The organism is Actinobacillus minor NM305 (genome assembly GCF_000175195.1).
In the GTDB taxonomy this organism is placed as follows: Bacteria; Pseudomonadota; Gammaproteobacteria; order Enterobacterales; family Pasteurellaceae; genus Haemophilus_A; species Haemophilus_A minor.
Genome location: NZ_ACQL01000001.1, coordinates 26,118 through 48,813, shown reverse-complemented (window position 1 = coordinate 48,813; position 22,696 = coordinate 26,118). Strand labels below are relative to the sequence as shown.

At 38.9% G+C, this 22,696-nt stretch carries 25 protein-coding genes; 15 read left to right on the top strand and 10 right to left on the bottom strand.

The window, feature by feature from the left end; translation table 11 throughout:
• The first annotated feature begins 170 nt into the window (after positions 1-170).
• The 3 genes from rpoC (at position 171) to AM305_RS00250 (ending at position 6,195) form a co-directional block, all read left to right on the top strand.
• Positions 171-4,454: a DNA-directed RNA polymerase subunit beta' gene (gene rpoC / locus AM305_RS00260; RefSeq protein ID WP_005821850.1), complete on the top strand. Its 4,284-nt coding sequence runs from the start codon at positions 171-173 to the stop codon at positions 4,452-4,454.
• A gap of 158 nt (positions 4,455-4,612) precedes the next feature.
• Positions 4,613-5,497 carry a hypothetical protein gene (locus AM305_RS00255; protein ID WP_005821849.1) on the top strand — a complete coding sequence of 295 codons (885 nt, stop codon included), beginning with the start codon at positions 4,613-4,615 and terminating at the stop codon, positions 5,495-5,497.
• A 2-nt stretch (positions 5,498-5,499) separates the two neighbouring features.
• Entirely contained in the window at positions 5,500-6,195 is a 696-nt protein-coding gene (locus AM305_RS00250) for a hypothetical protein (RefSeq protein WP_005821848.1), read from the top strand.
• 734 nt (positions 6,196-6,929) lie between these two features.
• Here the strand turns inward: AM305_RS00250 and AM305_RS12915 are convergent.
• From AM305_RS12915 to AM305_RS00230, 4 genes are all read right to left on the bottom strand, one after another.
• On the bottom strand, positions 6,930-7,055 hold the full coding sequence (locus AM305_RS12915) for a transposase-like zinc-binding domain-containing protein (RefSeq protein ID WP_420196298.1): 126 nt from the start codon (positions 7,053-7,055) through the stop codon (positions 6,930-6,932).
• 126 nt (positions 7,056-7,181) lie between these two features.
• Entirely contained in the window at positions 7,182-8,441 is a 1,260-nt protein-coding gene (locus tag AM305_RS00240; RefSeq protein WP_005821846.1) for a DUF6119 family protein, read from the bottom strand.
• A 16-nt stretch (positions 8,442-8,457) separates the two neighbouring features.
• Entirely contained in the window at positions 8,458-8,892 is a 435-nt protein-coding gene (locus tag AM305_RS00235; RefSeq protein WP_005821845.1) for a type II toxin-antitoxin system VapC family toxin, read from the bottom strand.
• Entirely contained in the window at positions 8,889-9,128 is a 240-nt protein-coding gene (locus AM305_RS00230) for an AbrB/MazE/SpoVT family DNA-binding domain-containing protein (protein ID WP_005821844.1), read from the bottom strand. Before AM305_RS00230 ends, AM305_RS00235 begins: the two co-directional genes overlap by 4 nt.
• 233 nt (positions 9,129-9,361) lie before the next feature.
• Here AM305_RS00230 and AM305_RS00225 point away from each other — a divergent pair, with 233 nt between their 5' ends.
• Positions 9,362-10,237 carry a D-alanyl-D-alanine carboxypeptidase family protein gene (locus AM305_RS00225; protein ID WP_035293425.1) on the top strand — a complete coding sequence of 292 codons (876 nt, stop codon included), beginning with the start codon at positions 9,362-9,364 and terminating at the stop codon, positions 10,235-10,237.
• A 68-nt stretch (positions 10,238-10,305) separates the two neighbouring features.
• On the opposite strand, the gene AM305_RS00220 is transcribed toward AM305_RS00225, so the two are convergent.
• Positions 10,306-10,950: a TfoX/Sxy family DNA transformation protein gene (locus tag AM305_RS00220; RefSeq protein WP_005821842.1), complete on the bottom strand. Its 645-nt coding sequence runs from the start codon at positions 10,948-10,950 to the stop codon at positions 10,306-10,308.
• 474 nt (positions 10,951-11,424) lie between these two features.
• Between AM305_RS00220 and rpsJ the strand changes: the two genes are divergently transcribed.
• Genes rpsJ through rpsQ form a run of 11 tightly spaced genes read left to right on the top strand, consistent with a single transcriptional unit; the run spans position 11,425 to position 16,395 of the window.
• Positions 11,425-11,736, top strand: a complete 312-nt coding sequence (gene rpsJ / locus AM305_RS00215) for a 30S ribosomal protein S10 (protein WP_001181005.1) — start codon at positions 11,425-11,427, stop codon at positions 11,734-11,736.
• Positions 11,737-11,761: 25 nt separating this feature from the next.
• Positions 11,762-12,394, top strand: coding sequence for a 50S ribosomal protein L3 (gene rplC, locus AM305_RS00210; protein WP_005818306.1), 633 nt, complete (start codon positions 11,762-11,764; stop codon positions 12,392-12,394).
• A 15-nt stretch (positions 12,395-12,409) separates the two neighbouring features.
• Positions 12,410-13,012, top strand: coding sequence for a 50S ribosomal protein L4 (gene rplD, locus AM305_RS00205; protein ID WP_005821841.1), 603 nt, complete (start codon positions 12,410-12,412; stop codon positions 13,010-13,012).
• Positions 13,009-13,314 (top strand): 50S ribosomal protein L23, encoded by a 306-nt coding sequence (gene rplW, locus AM305_RS00200; RefSeq protein WP_005818317.1) that lies wholly within the window; start codon positions 13,009-13,011, stop codon positions 13,312-13,314. Before rplD ends, rplW begins: the two co-directional genes overlap by 4 nt.
• A gap of 19 nt (positions 13,315-13,333) precedes the next feature.
• Entirely contained in the window at positions 13,334-14,155 is an 822-nt protein-coding gene (gene rplB / locus AM305_RS00195; RefSeq protein ID WP_005821840.1) for a 50S ribosomal protein L2, read from the top strand.
• Between the two features lie 27 nt (positions 14,156-14,182).
• Positions 14,183-14,458, top strand: coding sequence for a 30S ribosomal protein S19 (rpsS, locus tag AM305_RS00190; RefSeq protein ID WP_005539416.1), 276 nt, complete (start codon positions 14,183-14,185; stop codon positions 14,456-14,458).
• A gap of 10 nt (positions 14,459-14,468) precedes the next feature.
• Positions 14,469-14,801 carry a 50S ribosomal protein L22 gene (rplV, locus tag AM305_RS00185; protein WP_005706427.1) on the top strand — a complete coding sequence of 111 codons (333 nt, stop codon included), beginning with the start codon at positions 14,469-14,471 and terminating at the stop codon, positions 14,799-14,801.
• A 17-nt stretch (positions 14,802-14,818) separates the two neighbouring features.
• Positions 14,819-15,526, top strand: coding sequence for a 30S ribosomal protein S3 (gene rpsC, locus AM305_RS00180; protein WP_005706400.1), 708 nt, complete (start codon positions 14,819-14,821; stop codon positions 15,524-15,526).
• A gap of 13 nt (positions 15,527-15,539) precedes the next feature.
• Positions 15,540-15,950 carry a 50S ribosomal protein L16 gene (gene rplP, locus AM305_RS00175; RefSeq protein WP_005818321.1) on the top strand — a complete coding sequence of 137 codons (411 nt, stop codon included), beginning with the start codon at positions 15,540-15,542 and terminating at the stop codon, positions 15,948-15,950.
• On the top strand, positions 15,950-16,141 hold the full coding sequence (rpmC, locus tag AM305_RS00170; RefSeq protein ID WP_005818323.1) for a 50S ribosomal protein L29: 192 nt from the start codon (positions 15,950-15,952) through the stop codon (positions 16,139-16,141). Before rplP ends, rpmC begins: the two co-directional genes overlap by 1 nt.
• Positions 16,141-16,395: a 30S ribosomal protein S17 gene (rpsQ, locus tag AM305_RS00165; protein WP_005818325.1), complete on the top strand. Its 255-nt coding sequence runs from the start codon at positions 16,141-16,143 to the stop codon at positions 16,393-16,395. Before rpmC ends, rpsQ begins: the two co-directional genes overlap by 1 nt.
• Positions 16,396-16,500: 105 nt before the next feature.
• Here the strand turns inward: rpsQ and trkA are convergent, their stop codons facing one another.
• From trkA to selB, 5 genes are read right to left on the bottom strand one after another with little or no spacing between them, the layout of a single operon-like run.
• Positions 16,501-17,877 (bottom strand): Trk system potassium transporter TrkA, encoded by a 1,377-nt coding sequence (gene trkA, locus AM305_RS00160; protein ID WP_005821839.1) that lies wholly within the window; start codon positions 17,875-17,877, stop codon positions 16,501-16,503.
• A gap of 11 nt (positions 17,878-17,888) precedes the next feature.
• Entirely contained in the window at positions 17,889-18,914 is a 1,026-nt protein-coding gene (locus tag AM305_RS00155) for a glycosyltransferase (RefSeq protein ID WP_005821838.1), read from the bottom strand.
• Complete coding sequence (gene rsmB / locus AM305_RS00150) at positions 18,907-20,217, bottom strand: 16S rRNA (cytosine(967)-C(5))-methyltransferase RsmB (protein WP_035293436.1); 1,311 nt, start codon at positions 20,215-20,217, stop codon at positions 18,907-18,909. Before rsmB ends, AM305_RS00155 begins: the two co-directional genes overlap by 8 nt.
• A gap of 1 nt (position 20,218) precedes the next feature.
• Positions 20,219-20,794 carry a protein adenylyltransferase Fic gene (gene fic / locus AM305_RS00145; protein ID WP_005818332.1) on the bottom strand — a complete coding sequence of 192 codons (576 nt, stop codon included), beginning with the start codon at positions 20,792-20,794 and terminating at the stop codon, positions 20,219-20,221.
• Positions 20,778-22,640: a selenocysteine-specific translation elongation factor gene (selB, locus tag AM305_RS00140; RefSeq protein ID WP_005821836.1), complete on the bottom strand. Its 1,863-nt coding sequence runs from the start codon at positions 22,638-22,640 to the stop codon at positions 20,778-20,780. The genes fic and selB overlap by 17 nt, the downstream gene beginning before the upstream one ends.
• Between the last annotated feature and the right edge of the window lie 56 nt (positions 22,641-22,696).

Here is a 22,696-nt window from a genome sequence, read left to right as displayed (position 1 = left end):
GTGGGGATAAACCCCACCCCTACGAATTTGAATTAAGCAGGGGTAATAAAACGCAACAAGCGGTCAAATCTTGCAAACAATTTGCCAAAACCGACCGCTTGCAACCAAAGATTTTCAGTTGAAATGGGCGACCATTTCAAGAACAAAAACCTCAAATCAGGGGCAAAAACGTGAAAGACTTAGTTAAGTTTTTAAAAGCACAATCTAAATCAAACGATGATTTTGATGTAATTAAAATTGGTTTAGCATCGCCGGACAAGATCCGTTCTTGGTCTTTCGGTGAAGTGAAAAAACCGGAAACCATCAACTACCGTACATTCAAACCAGAACGTGATGGTCTTTTCTGTGCACGTATCTTCGGGCCGGTAAAAGATTACGAATGTTTATGTGGTAAATATAAACGCTTAAAACACCGTGGTGTTATTTGTGAAAAATGTGGCGTTGAAGTAACTCAAACTAAAGTTCGTCGTGACCGTATGGGACACATCGAACTTGCTTGCCCTGTGGCACATATTTGGTTCTTAAAATCACTGCCGTCCCGTATCGGTTTAATCCTTGATATGCCGTTACGTGATATTGAGCGTGTGCTTTATTTTGAAAGCTATGTCGTTATTGAACCGGGTATGACCGATCTTGAAAAAGGTCAGTTATTAACTGAAGAACAATTCTTAGACGCAGAAGAGCGTTGGGGTGATGAATTCGATGCGAAAATGGGTGCGGAAGGTATCCAAGCATTATTACGCGATATGGATTTAGAACACCAATGCGAAACCATGCGTGAAGAGTTGCAAGAAACGAATTCTGAAACCAAACGTAAAAAAATTACAAAACGTTTAAAACTTTTAGAAGCATTCCAACAATCCGGCAATAAACCGGAATGGATGGTAATGACGGTATTACCGGTTCTTCCACCGGATCTTCGTCCATTAGTACCACTTGATGGTGGTCGTTTTGCGACTTCAGATCTGAATGATTTATATCGCCGTGTGATCAACCGTAATAACCGTTTAAAACGTTTATTAGATTTAGTTGCGCCAGACATTATCGTACGTAACGAAAAACGTATGTTACAAGAGTCTGTGGATGCGTTATTAGATAACGGTCGCCGTGGTCGTGCGATTACCGGTTCTAACAAACGTCCATTAAAATCCCTTGCGGATATGATCAAAGGTAAACAAGGTCGTTTCCGTCAAAACTTATTAGGTAAACGTGTAGACTACTCAGGTCGTTCGGTAATTACCGTAGGTCCATACTTACGTCTTCACCAATGTGGTTTACCGAAAAAAATGGCATTGGAATTATTCCGTCCATTTATCTACTCTAAATTAGAAAGCCGTGGTATTGCTTCAACAATCAAAGCGGCGAAGAAAATGGTAGAGCGTGAAGAGCCAATTGTATGGGATATTCTTGCAGAAGTTATCCGTGAACACCCAATCCTGCTTAACCGTGCACCAACGTTGCACCGTTTAGGTATTCAGGCGTTCGAACCAATCTTAATCGAAGGTAAAGCAATCCAGTTACACCCACTTGTTTGTGCGGCGTTCAACGCGGACTTCGATGGTGACCAAATGGCGGTACACGTACCATTAACGTTAGAAGCACAGTTAGAAGCACGTGCGTTAATGATGTCTACCAATAACGTACTTTCACCGGCAAGTGGTGACCCAATTATCGTTCCATCTCAAGACGTTGTATTGGGTTTATACTATATGACTCGTGAGAAAGTGAATGCGAAAGGGGAAGGTATGTACTTCCTTGACCCTCGTGAAGCAGAAAAAGCATACCGTACCGGTCAAGCAGAATTACACGCACGTGTAAAAGTACGTATTACCGAATACGAGAAAAATGAAGCGGGCGAATTTGAGCCGAAAACTTCATTAGTGGATACCACAGTAGGTCGTGCAATTTTATGGATGATCTCACCAAAAGGTATGCCATACAAATTATTCAACCAAACATTAGGTAAGAAAGCGATTTCAAAATTAATCAACGAATCTTACCGCCGTTTAGGTTTAAAAGAATCGGTAGTTTTAGCTGACCAAGTAATGTACACCGGTTTTGCGTATGCGGCACGTTCAGGGGCATCGGTTGGTATCAACGATATGGTTATCCCGGAACAAAAACACGAAATTATCCGTGCAGCAGAAGCAGAAGTTGCTGAAATTCAAGAGCAGTTCAACTCTGGTCTTGTAACCGCAGGCGAACGCTATAACAAAGTGATCGATATTTGGGCAGCAGCGAACGAACGTGTTGCGAAAGCGATGATGGATAACCTTTCTACGGAAGAAGTAATCAACCGTGAAGGTAACCCAGAGAAACAAGCGTCATTCAATAGTATCTTTATGATGGCAGACTCCGGTGCTCGTGGTTCTGCGGCACAGATTCGTCAGTTAGCCGGTATGCGTGGTTTGATGGCTCGTCCAGACGGCTCGATCATCGAAACACCAATCACAGCGAACTTCCGTGAAGGCTTGAACGTTCTTCAGTACTTTATTTCAACCCACGGTGCACGTAAAGGTCTTGCGGATACCGCGTTGAAAACAGCGAACTCTGGTTACTTAACCCGTCGTTTAGTAGACGTGGCACAAGATTTAGTGATCATTGAAGATGACTGTGGTACGGAAGAAGGTATCGTGATGACTCCACATATTGAAGGTGGAGACGAGAAAGTGCCATTACGTGAATTAGTATTAGGTCGTGTTGTTGCTGAAGACGTATTAAAACCGGGTTCAGACGAAGTGTTAATCGCACGTAATACACTGATCGATGAAAAACTTTGTGATGTGATCGATGAAAACTCAGTTGATAGCATTAAAGTACGTTCAGTAGTAACCTGTAACACAGACTTCGGTGTGTGTGCGAAATGTTACGGTCGTGATTTAGCACGTGGTCACTTAATCAACCAAGGTGAAGCAGTCGGTGTTATTGCGGCACAATCAATCGGTGAGCCGGGTACACAGTTAACGATGCGTACGTTCCATATCGGTGGTGCGGCATCTGCGGCAGCGAAAGAATCTAGCGTACAAGTGAAAAACAACGGTACGATTAAATTAACCAATGCGAAATACGTGACTAACAAAGATGGCAAATTAGTTTTAACTTCTCGTAATACCGAATTAACAGTGATTGACACCTTCGGTCGTACCAAAGAGAACTATAAACTGCCATACGGTGCAGTATTAAGTAAAAACGATGGCGCAGAAGTGGCAGTTGGTGAAGTGGTTGCTAACTGGGATCCACATACAATGCCGGTTATCGCAGAGGTATCAGGTCGTATCCAATTCCACGACATCATTGATGGCTTAACCGTAACACGTCAAACAGACGAATTAACCGGTTTATCATCAATCGTGGTACAAGATGTGGGTGAACGTGCAACTGCAGGTAAAGATTTACGTCCGGCATTAAAATTAGTGGATGCACAAGGTAACGACATCTTAATCGCAGGCACAGATGTACCGGCGCAATACTTCTTACCGGGTAAAGCGATTGTAACCCTTGATGATGGTGCAGAAATCGCAGTTGGTGAAGCATTAGCACGTATTCCACAAGAATCTGTGGGTACAAAAGATATTACCGGTGGTCTTCCACGCGTAGCAGACTTATTCGAAGCTCGTAAACCGAAAGAGCCGGCGATCCTTGCAGAAATCTCAGGTATCGTATCATTCGGTAAAGAAACCAAAGGTAAACGCCGCTTAGTGATTACCCCAGTGGAAGGCGAAGCATACGAAGAAATGATTCCAAAATGGCGTCAGCTCAACGTATTCGAAGGCGAAATGGTTCAACGTGGTGATGTGATTTCTGATGGTGCGGAAACACCACACGACATCTTACGCTTACGTGGCGTTCACGCTGTAACTGAATACATCGTAAACGAAGTGCAAGAAGTTTACCGCTTACAAGGGGTAAAAATTAACGACAAGCACATCGAAGTGATCGTACGTCAAATGTTACGTAAAGCGGTAATTACCAACGCTTACGACTCTGAATTCTTAGAGGGCGAGCAAGTGGAAGTTGCACGTGTGAAAATTGCCAACCGCAAACGTGTTGCCGAAGGCAAACCGGAAGTGGAATTTGAACGTGAATTGCTTGGTATTACCAAAGCATCATTGGCAACTGAGTCATTCATCTCAGCAGCATCGTTCCAAGAAACCACCCGTGTTCTTACCGAAGCAGCTGTGGCAGGTAAACAAGACGAATTACGTGGCTTAAAAGAGAACGTGATCGTTGGTCGTTTAATCCCGGCAGGTACAGGTTTCGCTTACCACAAAGCCCGCGCAGAAAAACGTGCAGCAGGTTTACAAGCGGTGAAATTTGAACCGGAAGTTGCAACTCAAAGCGCAAACAGCTTCGTAACCGATGCGGATATTGAAGAAGAATTTGAGTTTGTTGCAGACGACGCAACCCAAAGCCTTGCAGCATTATTAAATGCTGAAATGGATGCGGAAGAGTAAAAACGTAGGGTGGGCTTGCTAGCTCACCGTTAGATATAAAAAAGCCCCCAGAGCAGTGAAGTTCTGGGGGCTTTTTTTATGTGAATAGCTTTACAAGGCTTGTTTATATCGTTACCATAAATTTATATAATATCTTTGTGAATTTCGGGGTTCTTAGCGTGTCAGATAAAGAGGATTTTATTAGTAAAACCTTCGGTGATGAAGTTTTAAATAAAATCAAGAATATTCACCGTGGTGGACATAATGCTAATAAAGGACAAGCTTATGAAGAGCAATTTGTATTATCTAAGGTTTTGGAATTAGCATCATCTAAGTATGGAAGTTGGTCATTTCATATAATTAGTCGCCAAAACTTAGACTTCTTTGATGATATTTGTCATTTTGATCAGTCAGAAAATATAAAATATAACTACCAAGCAAAAAATTCATCTCTTGGCTCAGCTAATTGGAATCATGAGCATTCTGAACGTGCAAGATATCAAATCGAAATTGATTTTGATTACCATAAGGTGAGAAGTAGTAAAAATTATTTAGTTGTACCAGATAAAGAAAAGCAAATGAATAATTTAGATCTTATTCCAGATGATTTGAAAAAATATTGTGATAGTATTTATTTTCCATATTCCAGCGATAAATTAGATAAACAATATTTCGAGCCACATTTAAGTAAAATGACAAAAAGCTCTTATCCAGATGATCAAGACTATGCTTTAAATGTTTTACGAGGAGCTTTGAGTAATAATATTACTCCTAGTTCAATAAAAGATATTTTTCGTAGAATGGAAAGTCAAACATACCCAAATCCATTTATTAATGAAGAAAGTATTGAGTTACCTGCATTCGTGGGAGTACATTTAGATAGAATAGGCTTACCGTACAAATATGACGGTAATAATTTAATTATTCAGATGTTATTAGAAATTCGAGTTCCTAGAAGAGCTTTAGGTTATATAGACCAAAATAAATTCCAAAAATTGGGAACAAAGCAGGAAATTTGCTCATACCTAATGACTATATCATCAGAAGCTTTAAAGGGGAATTAATAATGAAAAAACATACAAGTTATCATATTCCACCAGCTATTGAGGTAGAAGTAAAACAAGAGCTAGAGGGACTATTAGATTCAAAATTAGAACCAATAATTTATCGTCAGCATATGATTAATCTTGGTAGATTTCTAGCTTCCACTTTTGTAGATAAATTATCAGAATCTAATAAAGTATTGTTGATTTCAACAGCAGAAGATGCGGATTATTTATTATCGGGTGTGAAAAATCAATTAGACATAAAAGGGATTCAACAGAGATTAGCAATATTTTGGAATCATCATCATCCACTTGGTTCTAATGGTAAGAGTGTTGCCCCTATTCTTCATAGATTTATTGAAGATGGCTATAGGGATACAGATACTGTTATTATTGTTAAATCAGTCATGTCCGGAAGCTGTGTAGTAAGAACAAATCTTATTGCTATGCTTGAGCAAGTGCGACTAGTTAATAGAATTTATATTGTTTCTCCAGTAATGCATATTGATGCAGAAAAAAATTTGGAAAAAGAATTTCCAGATGAAATATCAAGAAAATTTAGATTTGTGTATTTTGCTAAAGATGAAGAGAAATCTAGTTCGGGAGAAGTTATTCCAGGTATTGGTGGGCAAATTTATAAATTATTAGGGTTGGGAGATCAACCTGTTTTAACTGGTTATATCCCTAAACTTGTACAATTAAAGGTATTTTCATAGAAGTATTTAGGCATAGTAGACAAAAGTGTTGGTTTTAATTATTTCTCCTAATTATTACCAACTCTTTTTATTTAAAAACTCCTGTATAAACAATATCTTACGCTTTTTTGTTAATCCGTTGTGATTATTTAATTTTCGCTTAAGTTCACTAAATAATCTCTCTAAACGATTTGTCGTCTTTTCTATATTCAATTCAGAATGTTTTTCATAGATGAAAATATAGTCCATATAAAGTCTTAAACAGGCATAAGCACTTCTTACATTGCGATGTTTATAAGGAAAATAGCCTTTTTCATTGGCTTTATCACTCCTTCCTTTTAAAAATGCTTGGTGTTTTATAAACCAAGAATGTAATTGCCGATAAAATTCATTTTTAAGCTTTTTTTGCGTGTTTTTGTAATTATTTTTAATTCTTTATCTGCTTGCGATTTATGTTTTTCTCTTAACCTATTCAGGGCAAGTTTGTAGTAAATATCTTTTTCAGTTCGCACAAAATAATGGGAAATAACATTATTTGAAATTGAATCCATTAGCACTAATAGGCCAAAATAACACCCGAAAAAAGTGGTATCCATATATGATGTTCAGGTATCGATTTGAAAGTGATTTTAAAGCTGTTTTAGGGGATTTATCAATATACCTTTGAATAGTTCTAACCGAACAATGATATTTAACGGCAAGTTGTTGATAGGTTTATTTTCCGGGTGTTTAATTATTCCAAATCTTAATTTGATCTAATTTATTCTTAAGGGAAAATGTTTTATTACAGGACGAAAAAAATATCTCTGAATATTATTTTTCTTTCCATACTTTTGGATATTGCTCGTAAAGCAAAAAGGACAGTTTTTTTCATATTTCAAAAAGTGGGCTTAAAGCCTTGTACTATAAGGCTTTAAGCCCACTTTTTACCAACACTTTTGTCTACTATGCCTGTTTATATAATTTCTATTGGAGTCAAAATAACATCATATCCATCATTTCTTATATTATTTACAGCTCTGTATAGACTCAATTTTTGAGCTTTTATCAATTTGGATTAATTTACGATCAAGTAATTTAAAACCATTTACCTTAGCTGTTTCGTTATTGTATATTTGTTCAGCATAGACATTTTCACTGAATCTAAGCTGTTTTTTTATATTATTAGTATCCCATTTTGGAAGATAATTCTTCTTAACAGTGATATTACTAATCCTATCCTCTATAAAGGAAATTATATTATCCAATACTTCAAACCATTTTCCTTCTAACTTTATATAATATTTTTCATTAAAATGTGTTTCATAAACTACTAATTTATCTAGTGAGTTTTTATGATAAATATCATCTTCATTTTCAATAGTTATTCCTATAATCTTTATATTTAGTAATTCTCTAATGGATAAGTCATTATGAAAGTTTTGACGAATAACTGATCTTATTTCATCTATATCTAGCTCATCTATTTCTATATGCTTATTTTTAATAAATAAATCATATCTAGAATAATCAAACTTTTTAAATGGATCTGGTAAGTCTAAATATAGAGAAGATAAATTATTTTCATTCTTATAGAACTTACATAATTCTCTATATAGTTTTGAATTCAGTTTTTTTATTAATTTTTTATCGCTAACTTTTTTGTATGACTTGAATAACTTAATCTTCTCTTCTTTATTGAGAATGTCATCAATTTCATCAAGCACTTGCTCTATATTGTTAATATCTTTTTCTGTGCGAAGGACAATGGATGATTTACCTTGGACCAGAAAATTTTTTCCTGAAAATTGCCCCTTTCCTGAGATACTTTTTAATATTTTGTTATAATTTTCATTATCAAAGCTAGGATTATAATTAGCTACGCTCCTTTGTATTTGCCTTGTTTGGCTCTTTACAGAAAATTGATGAATAGATGAAATCGATAAATTATCTATCAAACGTAAAGCTACATTTAACCCAAATTCTTCATCGATATCGTCTTGAATAACTTTAAATCCATATCCCCCTGTAAGGGCATAAAGATTATCTTTATGCTTTATTAGATAAATAAAACTGTTTGAAGAATTCTCAAAATGCACTTTAGGAGCTAGTGGTAATATGAATTTACTCCATTCAGGAATGCTTTTTTTGTTTTTCTGTATAAATAAAGCGCTTTTCTCATCTGAAAAGATTTTTTCGTATTCATTTATAGAAGAAAAATTAGTTAGATTAATGTCCTGTCTTAGCTTAAATATATTTATACGATTTGTCTTAGATGCTCTAGCCATAAGATATTTTCCTTAACTATATATTATGAATGTCTTTCTTCTGTTGAGTAGAAACCCAATCCTGCAAATTCAATTCTTTCACACGCTTAAACTCTTTAACATTATGCGTCACTAAAACCGCATTTATCGCCAAAGCGTGGCAAGCAATCCATAAATCATTATTGCCAATCGGCGAACCTTTTTGCTTTAAGATATTTGCCCATTTGCCATAATGTTCAGCAATTTTTCCTGTTGGATAAACCACAGGTACTCGCTGAGAAATTCGCTCGACAGTTTCTAATGCTTTCGTTGGGTTTTCGCTACCATACGCTCCTTTCAGCAATTCGGCATAGGTCACAAAACTCATTACCATTTGATCTTGAGGCAAGAGCTGTCCTACACGTTCTGCCACTACAAGCGGTTTATTTTTCATTAAATAAATCAAAATATTGGTGTCGAGCATATAAATCATAATTCTTCTCGCTCTTGCGGTGGAGCAATATCTCGATTTTCTAATGCTTCAATAAAGCTTTCATCCATATCGTCAAATAATGCAAGAAAGTCCAAATCTGCTTTTGGTTTGAATGGACGCAAAATAATATCGCCATTCTCGCCATGTAGAATTTCGACTGTATCAACATTTAAACGGAAACTCGCAGGAATGCGTACTGCTTGGCTGTTTCCGCTTTTGAATACTTTTGTCATCATAGCAAGCTCCTTGTATATATCTTTATTAGATAGTATATACAATGTAGCACGAATGACTGAAAAGACAATAGATACAAATAAATTATCTTCAACCATTTTGTGATCTTTCTTCGAAAGAGTAGAAGGACTACGTTTAGATAAATTGGGTTTAATTTTATATATAACCCTCCCCAATCGCCACCCTTTCAAAAAACTGCTAAAATGCACAAATTTCTTTCTTATCCATAAATCTTATGTTGAAAAAACTGTGTTCTCTTTTGGCTTTATTGCCTGCGGTAAGTATGGCGCAATCTTATGTGGTATATGATTTTACCCACGATAGAGTATTGGAAAGCCGTTCGCCTAATTCTGTTCAGCCGATTGCTTCGGTAACAAAATTGATGACGGCGAATGTCTTTTTAGAAAATAATCAAAATCGAAATTGTGCGATTTCAATTACAGATGAAGATGCCGATTATATTAAAGGGACTTCTACCAAATTACCGACTTATACGCCGATTTCTTGCCAAGAGTTGCTTAAAGCGATGTTAGTCCATTCGGATAACTATGCGGCTCATGCGCTTTCTCGTGCTGCTGGAATGTCTCGTACGCAATTTATCCAGAAAATGAATGAGAAGGCGAGAGAGCTAGGCATGCGTTCAACACGTTTTAGCGATAGTTCAGGACTATCCAGTGCGAATGTGTCGAGCGTGATGGATTTAGTGAAGCTGGCGAAGTATTCGTTAGGGAAAAGTCAGATTCAGATTTTGTCTAACATGGCGGCGGCTTATATTCACGCAGGGCGTAAAAATATTTTTGTGAAAAACACTAATAAGTTGGTCAGGGAAGAGCTTTTTAGTGCAGCAATCAATAAAACGGGTTATATCCGAGAGTCGGGCTATAACTTGGTATTTATCAATAAGCAACCTTGTAATCGTGCAACGATTGGGGTCATTAGCTTAAATAACTCAAGCTCGGCATATCGCTCACAATTTACTAAAAATAAATTGGAACAGTATGGTTGTCCTTCTTCACATGAAGAGTTGTACACTTCGGCAGAGGACTCGGTGTATGATAATAGTTATGACCAAGAAGGCTTTGAGCGATTGATTCAACAATTTGCAAATTAAGGCTTGATGTAAGCGGTTATTTTCTATGAGATTTTTGCAAAATCCATGCAGAAAATAACCGCTTGTCTTTAATCTGGAATATGGAAGCGATGGCGAAGACCCGCATCATATAAGGCTTGGTTCGCTTCTTGTAAAAGACCAATTTTTTCTTCTGGCGTTAAGCTATAAACAGATTTCTGCTCTAGTGCACCATGCAATTTATAAAGCAGTAAATCAGACCCCTCATCGCCTTGCTTAATTAAATCGACAAAGGTGGCTAAATAGCCTTTCTGTTTAAATTCATCCACGTTGTGAATGTTGATTCTTTTCAAAATCCGTTCAATTTTCATATTGAGGTTTGTAAGAGAACGAATTTGCGTTTTGAGTTTTTCTTCTTTTCTTGTTCTTTCTTGACGAAGTTCATCTAAAATAATTGTTACCCAAGCAGGAAATTGGGTAGAGCTTAAAATATAAGAAATAGGTAAGGCATAAAAATTTTTCGTATGTATGCCGGCTTTGGGATCATCAAGCACAAAAACACCTTTGACTGCTTGAATGTCTGCACTCGTTTCTTGGTTTGTCCGAAGGTAAATGTGGTCATCTTTATAAAGTGCGAACATAAAACCGTCAGAAAAAATCCCATAATAAGAAAAATATGTTTTGATTCGAATATCACCAATAATCGGGTTAAAAATTTCATTTACAGTTTGCCTGATTTGATGAACGGGTTGCATGTTTGTGTTTACTCCTGTGTATTTGTAAGAAAAATCGAGGCTATTTTCTTGAATTTAGTTAGACTTTCAACCAATAAATGATAAATTTATGACCTTGCTCGAAAAATGTAGAAAAATATTTAGTTATAAAATATGAATTTGATGCATTTCAAATACAGCGGTTCATATGGTAGTTAATGCTGGTATATTTTGCTTAAAGAAAGCCAAAGAAATTTAAAGAGATTAAGTAAAAAACGCTTGCAAAATGATCTTGGTTTCTGTATGATTCACGCACTTTCTCGTACATCTTTGCGAGAAGATGTCTTGATAGTCGTTTGGTGTAATCATTTATCAAACGGTGTTACCAATTGGGTAACACATATAATGTTCCTAATCTTGGAACTATAACAGGTGTAACTGAGCTCCCTTATTCTTTATTAGTTAAGTGGTAGTTTGGTTTTTTTATTAGCTAAATTTTAATGGAGCTCTGGTCTAATGCAGAACCAAAGAATCCGTATCCGCTTGAAAGCATTTGATCATCGTTTGATCGATCAATCAACTGCGGAGATCGTAGAAACAGCTAAACGTACTGGTGCACAAGTTCGTGGTCCAATTCCTTTACCAACTCGTAAAGAACGTTTCACAGTGTTGATTTCTCCACACGTAAACAAAGATGCGCGTGATCAATATGAAATCCGTACTCACAAACGTTTAGTTGATATTGTTGAACCAACAGAAAAAACTGTTGATGCATTAATGCGTTTAGATCTAGCTGCTGGCGTTGATGTTCAGATTAGTCTAGGTTAATTGGGAATTTTAAGAGGTTATTACAATGATTGGTTTAATCGGTCGTAAAGTTGGTATGACCCGCGTTTTCACTGAAGACGGCGTGTCTATTCCAGTTACCGTTATCGAAATCGAAGCCAACCGTGTTACTCAAGTTAAAACCCTTGAAAACGATGGCTATTCTGCAATTCAAGTTACTACTGGTACTAAAAAAGCTAGTCGTGTAACTAAGCCAGAAGCAGGTCATTTCGTGAAAGCAGGTGTTGAAGCTGGTCGCGGTTTATGGGAATTTCGTACTGAAGGTGAAACTCAAGAGTTCACTTTAGGTCAAGAAATCAATGTTGACATCTTTACAGATGTTAAAAAAGTAGATGTTACTGGTACATCAAAAGGTAAAGGCTTCCAAGGTGGTGTTAAACGTTGGAACTTCCGTACTCAAGATGCAACTCACGGTAACTCTTTATCACACCGTGTACTTGGTTCTATTGGTCAAAACCAAACTCCAGGTCGTGTGTTTAAAGGCAAAAAAATGGCTGGACACTTAGGTGCTGAGCGTGTAACTGTTCAATCACTTGAAGTTGTTCGTGTAGATGCTGAGCGTAAATTATTATTAGTTAAAGGTGCTGTTCCAGGCGCAACTAATAGTGATGTTATTGTTAAACCAGCAGTTAAAGCATAAGTCTAGGAGATAGAGATGGAATTACAAGTTGTAGGTGCAAACGCACTAACTGTTTCTGAAACTACCTTCGGACGTGAGTTTAACGAAGCGTTAATCCACCAAGTAGTTGTTGCTTATGCAGCAGGTGCTCGTCAGGGTTCACGTGCACAAAAAACTCGTGCTGAAGTGTCTGGTTCAGGCAAAAAACCTTGGCGTCAAAAAGGTACAGGTCGCGCTCGTTCAGGTGATATCAAATCACCAATCTGGCGTTCAGGTGGTATCACTTTCGCAGCGAAACCACAAGATCACAGCCAAAAAGTGAACAAGAAAATGTACCGTGGTGCAATCAAAAGCATTCTTTCTGAATTAGTTCGTCAAGACCGTTTAGTGGTTGTTGAGAAATTCGAAATCGATGCACCAAAAACGAAAGTATTAGTACAAAAATTAAAAGATTTAGCGTTAACTGACGCTTTAATCATTACTGCAAACGTAGATGAAAATCTATTCTTAGCAGCACGTAACTTATACAAAGTAGATGTTCGTGATGTTCAAGCAATCGATCCAGTTAGCTTAATTGCTTTTGATAAAGTAGTTGTAACTGTTGATGCAGTAAAACAAATTGAGGAGATGTTAGCATGATTCAACAAGAACGTTTGCTAAAAGTGCTTAAAGCACCACATATCTCTGAGAAAGCGACAAATAACGCAGAAAAAGGTAACACAATCGTATTTAAAGTAGCATTAGACGCTAACAAAGTGGAAATTGCGAACGCGGTTGAGCAACTTTTCGAAGTTAAAGTTGATTCTGTACGTACAGTGATCGTTAAAGGTAAAACTAAACGTCACGGTGCTAAATCAGGTCGTCGTAGTGACTGGAAAAAAGCTTACGTAACTCTTCAAGAAGGTCAATCACTTGACTTCGTTGAAGGTGCGGCAGAGTAATTCGGAGGAATAGAAAACTATGGCTATCGTTAAATGTAAGCCGACCTCCGCTGGTCGTCGTCATGTAGTTAAAGTTGTTAATGCAGAACTTCACAAAGGTAAACCTTTTGCAGCACTTTTAGATACTAAATCTAAAACTGGTGGTCGTAACAACTTAGGTCGTATCACTACTCGCCATATCGGTGGCGGTCATAAACAACACTACCGTTTAATCGATTTCAAACGTAACAAGTTAGAAATCCCAGCAGTAGTTGAACGTTTAGAATACGATCCAAACCGTTCTGCTAACATCGCGTTAGTACTTTATAAAGATGGTGAACGCCGTTATATCTTAGCACCAAAAGGCTTAGCTGCTGGTGATACGATTCAAGCGGGTGCTTCAGCGCCAATTAAAGTAGGTAACGCATTACCAATGCGTAATATCCCTGTGGGTACAACCGTACACAACGTAGAATTAAAACCTGGTAAAGGTGGTCAAATCGCGCGTTCTGCAGGTGCATACGTACAAATTATTGCTCGTGAAGGTAACTATGTAACTTTACGTCTTCGTTCAGGCGAAATGCGTAAAGTATTAGCTGAGTGTACAGCAACCATCGGTGAAGTTGGTAACTCAGAGCATATGCTTCGCGTACTTGGTAAAGCTGGTGCTAACCGCTGGAGAGGCATTCGCCCAACAGTTCGTGGTACAGCGATGAACCCGGTAGACCACCCACACGGTGGTGGTGAAGGCCGTAACTTCGGTAAACACCCAGTTACACCTTGGGGCGTTCAAACCAAAGGTAAGAAAACTCGTCACAATAAACGTACTGATAAATACATCGTACGTCGTCGTGGCAAATAATTTAATACACTAAAAAGAGGATAACCCATGCCACGTTCTCTCAAGAAAGGTCCTTTCCTTGACCTACACTTGTTGAAGAAGGTAGAGAAGGCGGTGGAAAGCGGGGATAAAAAACCAATTAAAACTTGGTCCCGTCGTTCAATGATCATTCCATCAATGATTGGTTTGACCATCGCAGTCCATAATGGTCGTCAGCACGTTCCAGTTTATGTTTCAGACGAAATGATCGGACATAAATTAGGTGAATTTGCACCGACTCGTACATACCGCGGTCACGCCGCAGATAAGAAAGCTAAGAAATAAGAGGTAAAAGATGGAAACTATTGCTAAACATCGTTACGCTCGTACTTCTGCACAAAAAGCTCGCTTAGTTGCTGATTTAATCCGTGGTAAAAAAGTTTCTGCAGCATTAGAAATCTTAACTTTCACAAACAAAAAAGCAGCTGCTTTAGTGAAGAAAGTTTTAGAGTCAGCTATCGCAAACGCAGAGCACAATGACGGTGCAGATGTAGACGATCTTAAAGTTGCTAAGATTTTCGTTGATGAAGGTCCAAGCATGAAACGTGTTATGCCACGTGCGAAAGGTCGTGCAGATCGTATTTTAAAACGTACTAGCCACATCACTGTGGTTGTATCAGATCGTTAATCAGTAGGAGAATAACAATGGGTCAGAAAGTACATCCTAATGGTATTCGCCTTGGTATTGTTAAACCTTGGAACTCTACTTGGTTCGCGAATACACAAGATTTCGCTGACAACTTAGACGGCGACTTCAAAGTACGTAAATTCTTAAACAAAGAGTTAGCGAACGCTTCAGTATCACGTATCACAATTGAACGTCCTGCGAAAAGCATTCGTGTAACTATCCACACAGCTCGTCCTGGTATCGTTATCGGTAAAAAAGGCGAAGATGTTGAAAAATTACGTAACGCAGTAGCGAAAATCGCAGGCGTTCCGGCACAAATCAACATCGCTGAAGTGAAAAAACCAGAGCTAGATGCAAAATTAGTTGCAGATAGCATCGCTTCTCAACTAGAACGTCGTGTTATGTTCCGCCGTGCAATGAAACGTGCAGTACAAAACGCAATGAAATTAGGTGCTAAAGGTATCAAAGTTGAAGTTAGCGGTCGTTTAGGTGGTGCAGAAATTGCTCGCTCAGAATGGTATCGTGAAGGTCGTGTACCTCTACATACTCTTCGTGCAGACATCGATTATAACACTGCAGAAGCTCACACAACTTACGGCGTAATCGGCGTTAAAGTGTGGATCTTCAAAGGTGAAATTCTTGGTGGTATGGCTGCAGTGATTGAATCTGAAAAAGAACCAGCGGCACAGCCTAAAAAGGCGCCACGTGGCAAAGGTCGTAAATAAGGAGAATCACTGAATGTTACAACCAAAACGCACAAAATTCCGTAAAGTACACAAAGGCCGTAACCGTGGTATCGCGGGCGGTACTGAAGTGAGCTTCGGTACATTCGGTTTAAAAGCAGTTGGTCGTGGTCGTTTAACAGCGCGTCAAATCGAAGCAGCACGTCGTGCTATGACTCGTGCAGTTAAACGTCAAGGTAAAATCTGGATCCGTGTGTTCCCAGACAAACCAATTACTGAAAAACCATTAGAAGTCCGTATGGGTAAAGGTAAAGGTAACGTTGAGTACTGGGTAGCTTTAATCCAACCGGGTAAAGTATTATATGAAATGGATGGTGTTTCTGAAGAAATCGCACGTCACGCATTTGCGTTAGCGGCAGCGAAATTACCAGTGAAAACCACATTTGTAACTAAGACGGTGATGTAATGAAAGCTCAAGAACTACGTAACAAAAATGTTGAAGAGCTGAATGCTGAGTTAGTAAACCTTTTAGGTGAACAATTCAAATTGCGTATGCAAGCAGCCACCGGTCAGCTTCAACAAACCCACCAGTTAAAACAAGTGCGTCGTAGTATTGCACAAGTTAAGACTGTATTAAACCAAAAGGCGGGTGAGTAATGACTGATAAAATTCGTACAGTACAAGGTAAAGTAATTAGCGACAAAATGGACAAATCATTTGTTGTTGCTATTGAACGTACAGTTAAACACCCTTTATACGGTAAGTTTATCCGTCGTACAACAAAATTACATGTACACGATGAAAACAACGAAGCTAAATTAGGTGATGTAGTTGAAATCAAGGAATGTCGTCCTGTTTCAAAAACTAAATCTCACACTTTAGTTCGTGTTGTTGAAAAAGCAGTTGCTTAATCAACAATAAAAATTAAAACCCCCGGCAGAAATGCTGGGGGTTTTGTTTGTGCTTTTTACAAGCGGTCAAATTTTCTTTATTTTCTGCAAGCTGTAGAAATCTTGTTATAAGAAGAAAGACGTTACTTGGAAGAGTTTTTCAATTTCACTGACGTGTTTTTTATCGTTCACAAATAAAATGACACGGTCGTTGGCTTGAATTTCGGTGGATTTATGCGCAATGATGACTTCTTGATTACGCACTATCGCTCCTACAAGTGTGCCTTGTGGGAGTTTGAGTTCACGGACTTTTCTTCCTACCACTTTTGAAGAATCCATATCGCCATGAGCAATCACTTCAATGGCTTCGGCAAGCCCCTGCTTGAGTGAAACCACTTTGACAATATCGCCTTTGCGGACATAGCTTGAAAGCGCCGAGATGGTCGATTGTTGTGGCGACATTGCAATATCAATGGTTCCCCCTTGTATAAGGTGGAGATATGCCATTCGTTGTACCAGCACAATGGCTTTTTTTGCGCCTAAACGTTTTGCAAGAAGGGCAGCCATAATGTTGGCTTCATCATCGCTAGTGAGCGCTAAAAAGAGATCGATATTCTCAATATGCTCTTCAAAGAGTAATTCTTGATCGGAGGCATCGCCTTGCAGAACAAGCGCTTTTTCTAGCTGGGCAGAAAGTTTCTCGGCTTTTTTGCGATCTCGTTCAATGATTTTAACGCTACATTGATTTTCAAGATCTTTCGCCAACCCTAAACCAATTGAACCACCGCCAACAATCATTACCCGTTTATGTGGGCGTTCAAGGCGTTGCAGTTCGCTCATGATAGCCTTAATGTTTTGCGTTTCGCAAATAAAAAAGACCTCATCGCCGGCTTCAATAATGGTTGAACCTTGCGGAATAATGGCTTTTTCTTGGCGGAAAATTGCCACAATACGTGCATCAATATAAGGCAGATGATCGTGCATAGCCGAAATCGGATAGCCGACTAAAGGTCCACCGTAGTAGGCTTTTACGCTGACAAGGCTTACGCGTTCATCCGCAAAGTGAGCAACTTGCAATGTCCCCGGATAATCAATGAGACGGAGAATATCTTTCTGCACCAATAATTCAGGGGCGATCACGTGGTCGATGGGCAAATTATCGTTACCGAATAGGTTTTCCCTTTCTTTTACGTAGTCGCTATTGCGAATACGGACAATCTTGGTCGGCACTTTAAATAAGCTATAAGCTACTTGGCTGGCAACCATATTGATTTCATCGCTATCCGTAACCGCAACTAACATATCAGCATCATTTGCGCCTGCTTCGCGTAAAATACGAGGCGAAGCACCGTTGCCTTTTAATACACGCAAGTCGTGCTTATCTTGAATTTTGTCAAGCAGATCTTGTCGGTCATCAATCAGGGTAATGTCGTTTTCGTCATTCGCAAGTGAGGCGGCTAACGTTGAACCGACTTGACCGGCTCCTAGAATAATTATTTTCATAAATACGTGTTTTAATCAAAATGCCAAAAGTCTAAAACAACTTTATCTGATTCGTTAAAACCTTCCAATGGGGGAAGATTATCTAAAATATCTTGGTAAACACGAACCACTTCTTGTTCAAAGCGATCTTGTCGGAAACGTGAGTTTACGAGTGCTAGTCCATTTTCAATTTTAGGGCTTGGCGTGTTATTTTCGATTTGTTCAATTGCCTCAATGAGCTTCTCAGCAAATTTCTTATATTCGCCTTCTTTAACCCAATCGCCATTTTCTTCATTAAAGACATCTTGATTTTCGAAATCGGTAAATCCTGAAAAGCCGACAACATGGCAGCCACTCGCCATTGCTTCAAGAGCCATGAGCCCTAATGATTCGCGCTCTGCAAAAGATGCATAAATATGTGCTTTAGACATTTCTTCAGCAACTTCTTCACGCTTATAGTTGGTTAGATTACGAATATGAAGCGCCTTTTTACCACGATACAGCGAACGTAAATAGAAAAGTAGAATTTTACTTTCTTCTTCACGTTTACGTCTGGAATAGGTAATCCGAATTTCTTCATTACTCTTTTCCGCTGGCTTGAAATATTCCGGAATATAGGGAGAGATCACAGCCATTGGTTTGGTAATCCCCATTTCTTCTAGTTTTTTTACTGTATAGTGGCTTGGCGTGATAATTTTAGTAATGCGATAACGATTGATGTCGTGAGCAGAATCCATACCAGTATGTGTATAAAATGGGTTTTGATTATGGACAATTACTCTAAATGCCTGAGTTTGAGCAAGTCCACTATACATAATTCGGACACCTTCACTTAGCACAAAAACATCTTGGGCATTTAATTCCATACCAGGTTTATAGAATACGACAGGAATATCCTTGGGAAAGGATTCAATGACTATTGGTATTTGATTTTTCATTAAAATAACTTTTGCAGAAAAACCATGTTTATTTAATGCTCGAATATGCTCTAAATTAACGAAATCTCCCCCGTATGTTGGTACGTGTCCAAAGGGGAAATAAAAAGTGATATTAGACATTTGTATTTCCTTTTAATAATTTTGCATAGAAAAATCCATCGCCCCCATGGTTTTGTGGGAAGAATTGTTTTTCTAGCATTTTTTCTCCGTGGAAATCCATTTCAACCAGTTTTGCATTCGGTGTGTTAGCAATAAACTGTTGAATTTGTTCGGTATTTTCTTCGGGAAGAATAGAGCAAGTGGCATAAAGCAAAATGCCGTTTGGTTTTAGTCTTGCCCATAATGCATTGAGGATTTTGCTTTGTAATGCCGCGAGTTCAGCGATATCTTCTTCTTTGCGTAGCCATTTTATATCGGGGTGGCGACGGATAACGCCTGTCGCCGAGCAAGGGGCATCTAATAAGATACGGTCAAACATCACACCGTTATCTAACCACTGTTCAGGCTGGCTGGCATCGCCACAGATAACCGTTGCCCGTTGATTTAAGCGAGCAAGATTTTCTTTAACACGAGCAAGTCGAGCCTCTTCAATATCCAATGCAATGACTTTCGCTTGCGGGGCTTTTTCGAGAATATGGGTGGTTTTGCCCCCCGGTGCGGCGCAAGCATCCAAAATCAGTTCACCATTTTGGGCATCAAGCAATTCAGCCGACCATTGAGCGTGCGCATCTTGCACCGTTGCCCAACCTTGCTCAAAATGCGGAAGCCGATTGACGGAAACAGCTTTGTCCAGTGCAATCGCACAATCAGGGAGGTAAGCGGTAGCATTTTCGGTATTTTTTGCTAAATCGCCTAACAACCCGATATAATCAGCACGGTTGGTATGTTGGGTGTTTACCCTAATCCACATCGGCGGTTTTTGGTTATTAGCTTCGACAATTTCACGCCAATTTGGATACGCTTTTTTCAACTTATTGACCAACCATTCAGGGTGGAGCGTTTGCCAATGTTTATCCACTTTTGCCAAAATCGTTTCTTGTTCACGTAAAAAACGGCGCAGAACACCATTGGTTAAAGCACGAAAACTATCAAGTTTGAGCGATTTCGTCGCATTTACCACTTCATCTACGGCAGCGTGCGCCGGCACGCGCATATAAAGCAACTGATATAAGCCCACAAGTAATAAGCAATGTACCAGACGTGTTTTGCCTTTGAGCGGTTTTTCTACGAGCTGTTTGATGATGTTCTCTAAACGAGGAAGCACACGGCAAACGCCAAAGGCAATCTCTTGCACCAAGGGCAAATCTTTGCTCTCAACTTGCGATTGTGCTTCGGGGATAAGAGTGGCAAGCGATTTGCCTTGATCTAAGACCTGTAAAATAATGTGTGCCGCCACGGCACGGGCATTTTGTTTCTTTTTCATCTTACGGTTTTTCGTAACCTTCATAATAGTAGGATTGTTCGATACCTTTGAAAATAATTTCTCGGTTATCGACATCGCTCGTTAAATTCATTTGTAGCAAATAGCGGATTTCGAGATCATTGACAGGGCTACGTTCCATTGCTTGCAAATAAGCGGTTTTATCCACATTTTGCCAATTAACCACTTTGCCAAGATTTTTCTTTAAAATCATATCTAACCAAATCCGTGTGCTACGCCCGTTACCCTCCATAAAAGGATGTGCAATATTCATTTCAACATATTTTTCAATGATTTGCTCAAAAGTCGTTTCGGGCATTTGTTCGATTTTCACGAGAATTTCATTGAGGTATAACGCATTGGCAAAACGAAAATAACCTTTGGAAATGTTTAATTCACGAATTTTCCCGGCAAAAGGATATAAATTATGAAATAAATAATGATGAATAGCCTGAAGCCCAGCCGTTGTGCCAACTTCAATGCGATGAATATCACCGCTTTCAAATAAACGGTAGGCTTTCTCAAGGCTGAGTTTATCAATCTCTTTTTCTGTCATTTTCATCTTAAAAACTATCTGCATCACGTAATAAATGAATATTCCCTTTGCGGCGTAAGAAACCGCTACGGTCGAAATACTCAATAAGTTGTACGGTTAATTTACGTCCATATTGAATTTCATCACGGAGTTGATTAACGGAAATCGCGCCGTGTTCTGCAATAAATTGACGAATAAAATGGGCAAAAGCCGTAATTTGCTCGCTTAATAAAAAGCGGTCTTTCACAATAGGAATGAGATAGCCCAGTTTACCTGCTTTGTATAATAAATTACGCATTTCTGTTTCATCAACAGAGAGTTCAGTGGCAATATCCCGCACCCAAAGCGCTTGATTTGTCGCTTCAAAAAGCGGTCGAATTTGTTGCCAAATTTGCAATTCTTGGGGGTTAAACTCAATCCGATGTTCGGGTAAATGTAACCAACCTCGTGTTTGGGTTAATTGTTTGGCTTCAACGAGTTCATCAATAAATTGATAAACTAAAGGCTCAGGTTGTTCTAAAGCGGCAATGCGATAGAGACGAGCTTTAGTCAGTCCGAGCTGATCTTGATGATTTTCGTGATATTCCGCCATTTTCTCTAAAATACGTTGTTGTATTTGTTGTTTAAATGCGGCGGTAAAAATCCATTTGCCGGAAAGCTGAAAACCAAGTGGAGCAACATCCTCCAGAAAACATTGTTCTGCCCATAATAAGAAATCCGTAGGAACGGCTTTCTGTTGTAAATAGAGTTCGACACGTTGGCGGAAATGTTCGCAAGCGGTCGTTTTTGCCAATTTTTCTACCAAAGCTAAGCGTTGTTCGGTGCGTTTGTGGCGTTTCGGTGAATGAATTTCTAAAACGGTTGCGCCGCCTAGCGTTTGGCTATCGTCTCCGCTACGTAAAATCAGTTTATCCGAGGTGGCGATATACAATGGTTCGTCTAAAATAATTTCTGCAAAACATTGCTGATTTTTGACCGCTTGTTTGCGATTTAACAGATTGAGTTTACCGGTAATGTGTGAGGCAAAATGATATAGATGCACCACGCTATTTTCTTTAACCGTTTGGTTAGCGGTAAAGGTTACGGTCACTCTTTCGCTTGCGTATTGTGGCGGTTGTTCACAAAGCCAATCGCCTCGTTTAATCTGCTCTTTCTCAACACCGGCAATGTTTAAGGCTAAGCGTTGCCCACCGAAACCGATTTCAGCTTCGTGATTTTGTGCGTGAATACCTTTGATACGGACTTTCTGCCCGTTTGATAAAAAGATTTCATCGCCAATTTTGACTTTACCGCTTACCGCTGTGCCGGTAACAACTAACCCCGCCCCTTTAATGTTAAATACACGGTCAATCGCATAACGGAACGGTTTGTTTTCAGCCTGTGAATGTTGGTTTAAATCGATAAGATGTTGTTTTAAACCCTCAATGCCCTGCAATGTAGTGGCAGAGGTAATAAAAAACGGACTTTGTGCTAGGAAAGCGTAAGTTTGTTTAACTTTTTCAATCAGTTGTTGAATTTGGCTTTCTTCCACACGATCCACCTTCGTGATGACCACCATAATATGTTGGAAATTTAAGAGTTTTAGAATTTCCAAGTGTTCTTCGGTTTGTGGTTTGATCCCTTCTTCCGCAGAAATCACTAATAAGGCGTGTTGAATGCCGCCCACACCGGCTAGCATATTCGATAAGAATTTTTGATGGCCCGGAACGTCAATAAAGCCCAAAATATCCTGTTTGCCTTCTGTATCGGTAATCGGTAAATAGGCATAACCTAAATCAATGGTTAAACCTCGTTTCTTTTCTTCAGGTAAATGGGCGGTGTGTGTGCCGGTTAATGCCTGTAATAAAGAGGTTTTACCGTGATCAACGTGTCCTGCGGTAACTACAATCATCTTAAATCATCTCATTTTTCTTAGCCGAAAATTATGCCCAATCATACCACAAGCAC

What these genes read in the sequence shown, in the direction of transcription:
- AM305_RS00250 (WP_005821848.1), top strand. Translation starts at nt 5,500, where the DNA reads ATGAAAAAACATACAAGTTATCATATTCCACCAGCTATTGAGGTAGAA.
- AM305_RS00240 (WP_005821846.1), bottom strand. Translation starts at nt 8,441, where the DNA reads ATGGCTAGAGCATCTAAGACAAATCGTATAAATATATTTAAGCTAAGA.
- AM305_RS00235 (WP_005821845.1), bottom strand. Translation starts at nt 8,892, where the DNA reads ATGATTTATATGCTCGACACCAATATTTTGATTTATTTAATGAAAAAT.
- AM305_RS00230 (WP_005821844.1), bottom strand. Translation starts at nt 9,128, where the DNA reads ATGATGACAAAAGTATTCAAAAGCGGAAACAGCCAAGCAGTACGCATT.
- AM305_RS00225 (WP_035293425.1), top strand. Translation starts at nt 9,362, where the DNA reads ATGTTGAAAAAACTGTGTTCTCTTTTGGCTTTATTGCCTGCGGTAAGT.
- AM305_RS00220 (WP_005821842.1), bottom strand. Translation starts at nt 10,950, where the DNA reads ATGCAACCCGTTCATCAAATCAGGCAAACTGTAAATGAAATTTTTAAC.
- rpsJ (WP_001181005.1), top strand. Translation starts at nt 11,425, where the DNA reads ATGCAGAACCAAAGAATCCGTATCCGCTTGAAAGCATTTGATCATCGT.
- rplC (WP_005818306.1), top strand. Translation starts at nt 11,762, where the DNA reads ATGATTGGTTTAATCGGTCGTAAAGTTGGTATGACCCGCGTTTTCACT.
- rplD (WP_005821841.1), top strand. Translation starts at nt 12,410, where the DNA reads ATGGAATTACAAGTTGTAGGTGCAAACGCACTAACTGTTTCTGAAACT.
- rplW (WP_005818317.1), top strand. Translation starts at nt 13,009, where the DNA reads ATGATTCAACAAGAACGTTTGCTAAAAGTGCTTAAAGCACCACATATC.
- rplB (WP_005821840.1), top strand. Translation starts at nt 13,334, where the DNA reads ATGGCTATCGTTAAATGTAAGCCGACCTCCGCTGGTCGTCGTCATGTA.
- rpsS (WP_005539416.1), top strand. Translation starts at nt 14,183, where the DNA reads ATGCCACGTTCTCTCAAGAAAGGTCCTTTCCTTGACCTACACTTGTTG.
- rplV (WP_005706427.1), top strand. Translation starts at nt 14,469, where the DNA reads ATGGAAACTATTGCTAAACATCGTTACGCTCGTACTTCTGCACAAAAA.
- rpsC (WP_005706400.1), top strand. Translation starts at nt 14,819, where the DNA reads ATGGGTCAGAAAGTACATCCTAATGGTATTCGCCTTGGTATTGTTAAA.
- rplP (WP_005818321.1), top strand. Translation starts at nt 15,540, where the DNA reads ATGTTACAACCAAAACGCACAAAATTCCGTAAAGTACACAAAGGCCGT.
- rpmC (WP_005818323.1), top strand. Translation starts at nt 15,950, where the DNA reads ATGAAAGCTCAAGAACTACGTAACAAAAATGTTGAAGAGCTGAATGCT.
- rpsQ (WP_005818325.1), top strand. Translation starts at nt 16,141, where the DNA reads ATGACTGATAAAATTCGTACAGTACAAGGTAAAGTAATTAGCGACAAA.
- trkA (WP_005821839.1), bottom strand. Translation starts at nt 17,877, where the DNA reads ATGAAAATAATTATTCTAGGAGCCGGTCAAGTCGGTTCAACGTTAGCC.
- AM305_RS00155 (WP_005821838.1), bottom strand. Translation starts at nt 18,914, where the DNA reads ATGTCTAATATCACTTTTTATTTCCCCTTTGGACACGTACCAACATAC.
- rsmB (WP_035293436.1), bottom strand. Translation starts at nt 20,217, where the DNA reads ATGAAAAAGAAACAAAATGCCCGTGCCGTGGCGGCACACATTATTTTA.
- fic (WP_005818332.1), bottom strand. Translation starts at nt 20,794, where the DNA reads ATGCAGATAGTTTTTAAGATGAAAATGACAGAAAAAGAGATTGATAAA.
- selB (WP_005821836.1), bottom strand. Translation starts at nt 22,640, where the DNA reads ATGATTGTAGTTACCGCAGGACACGTTGATCACGGTAAAACCTCTTTA.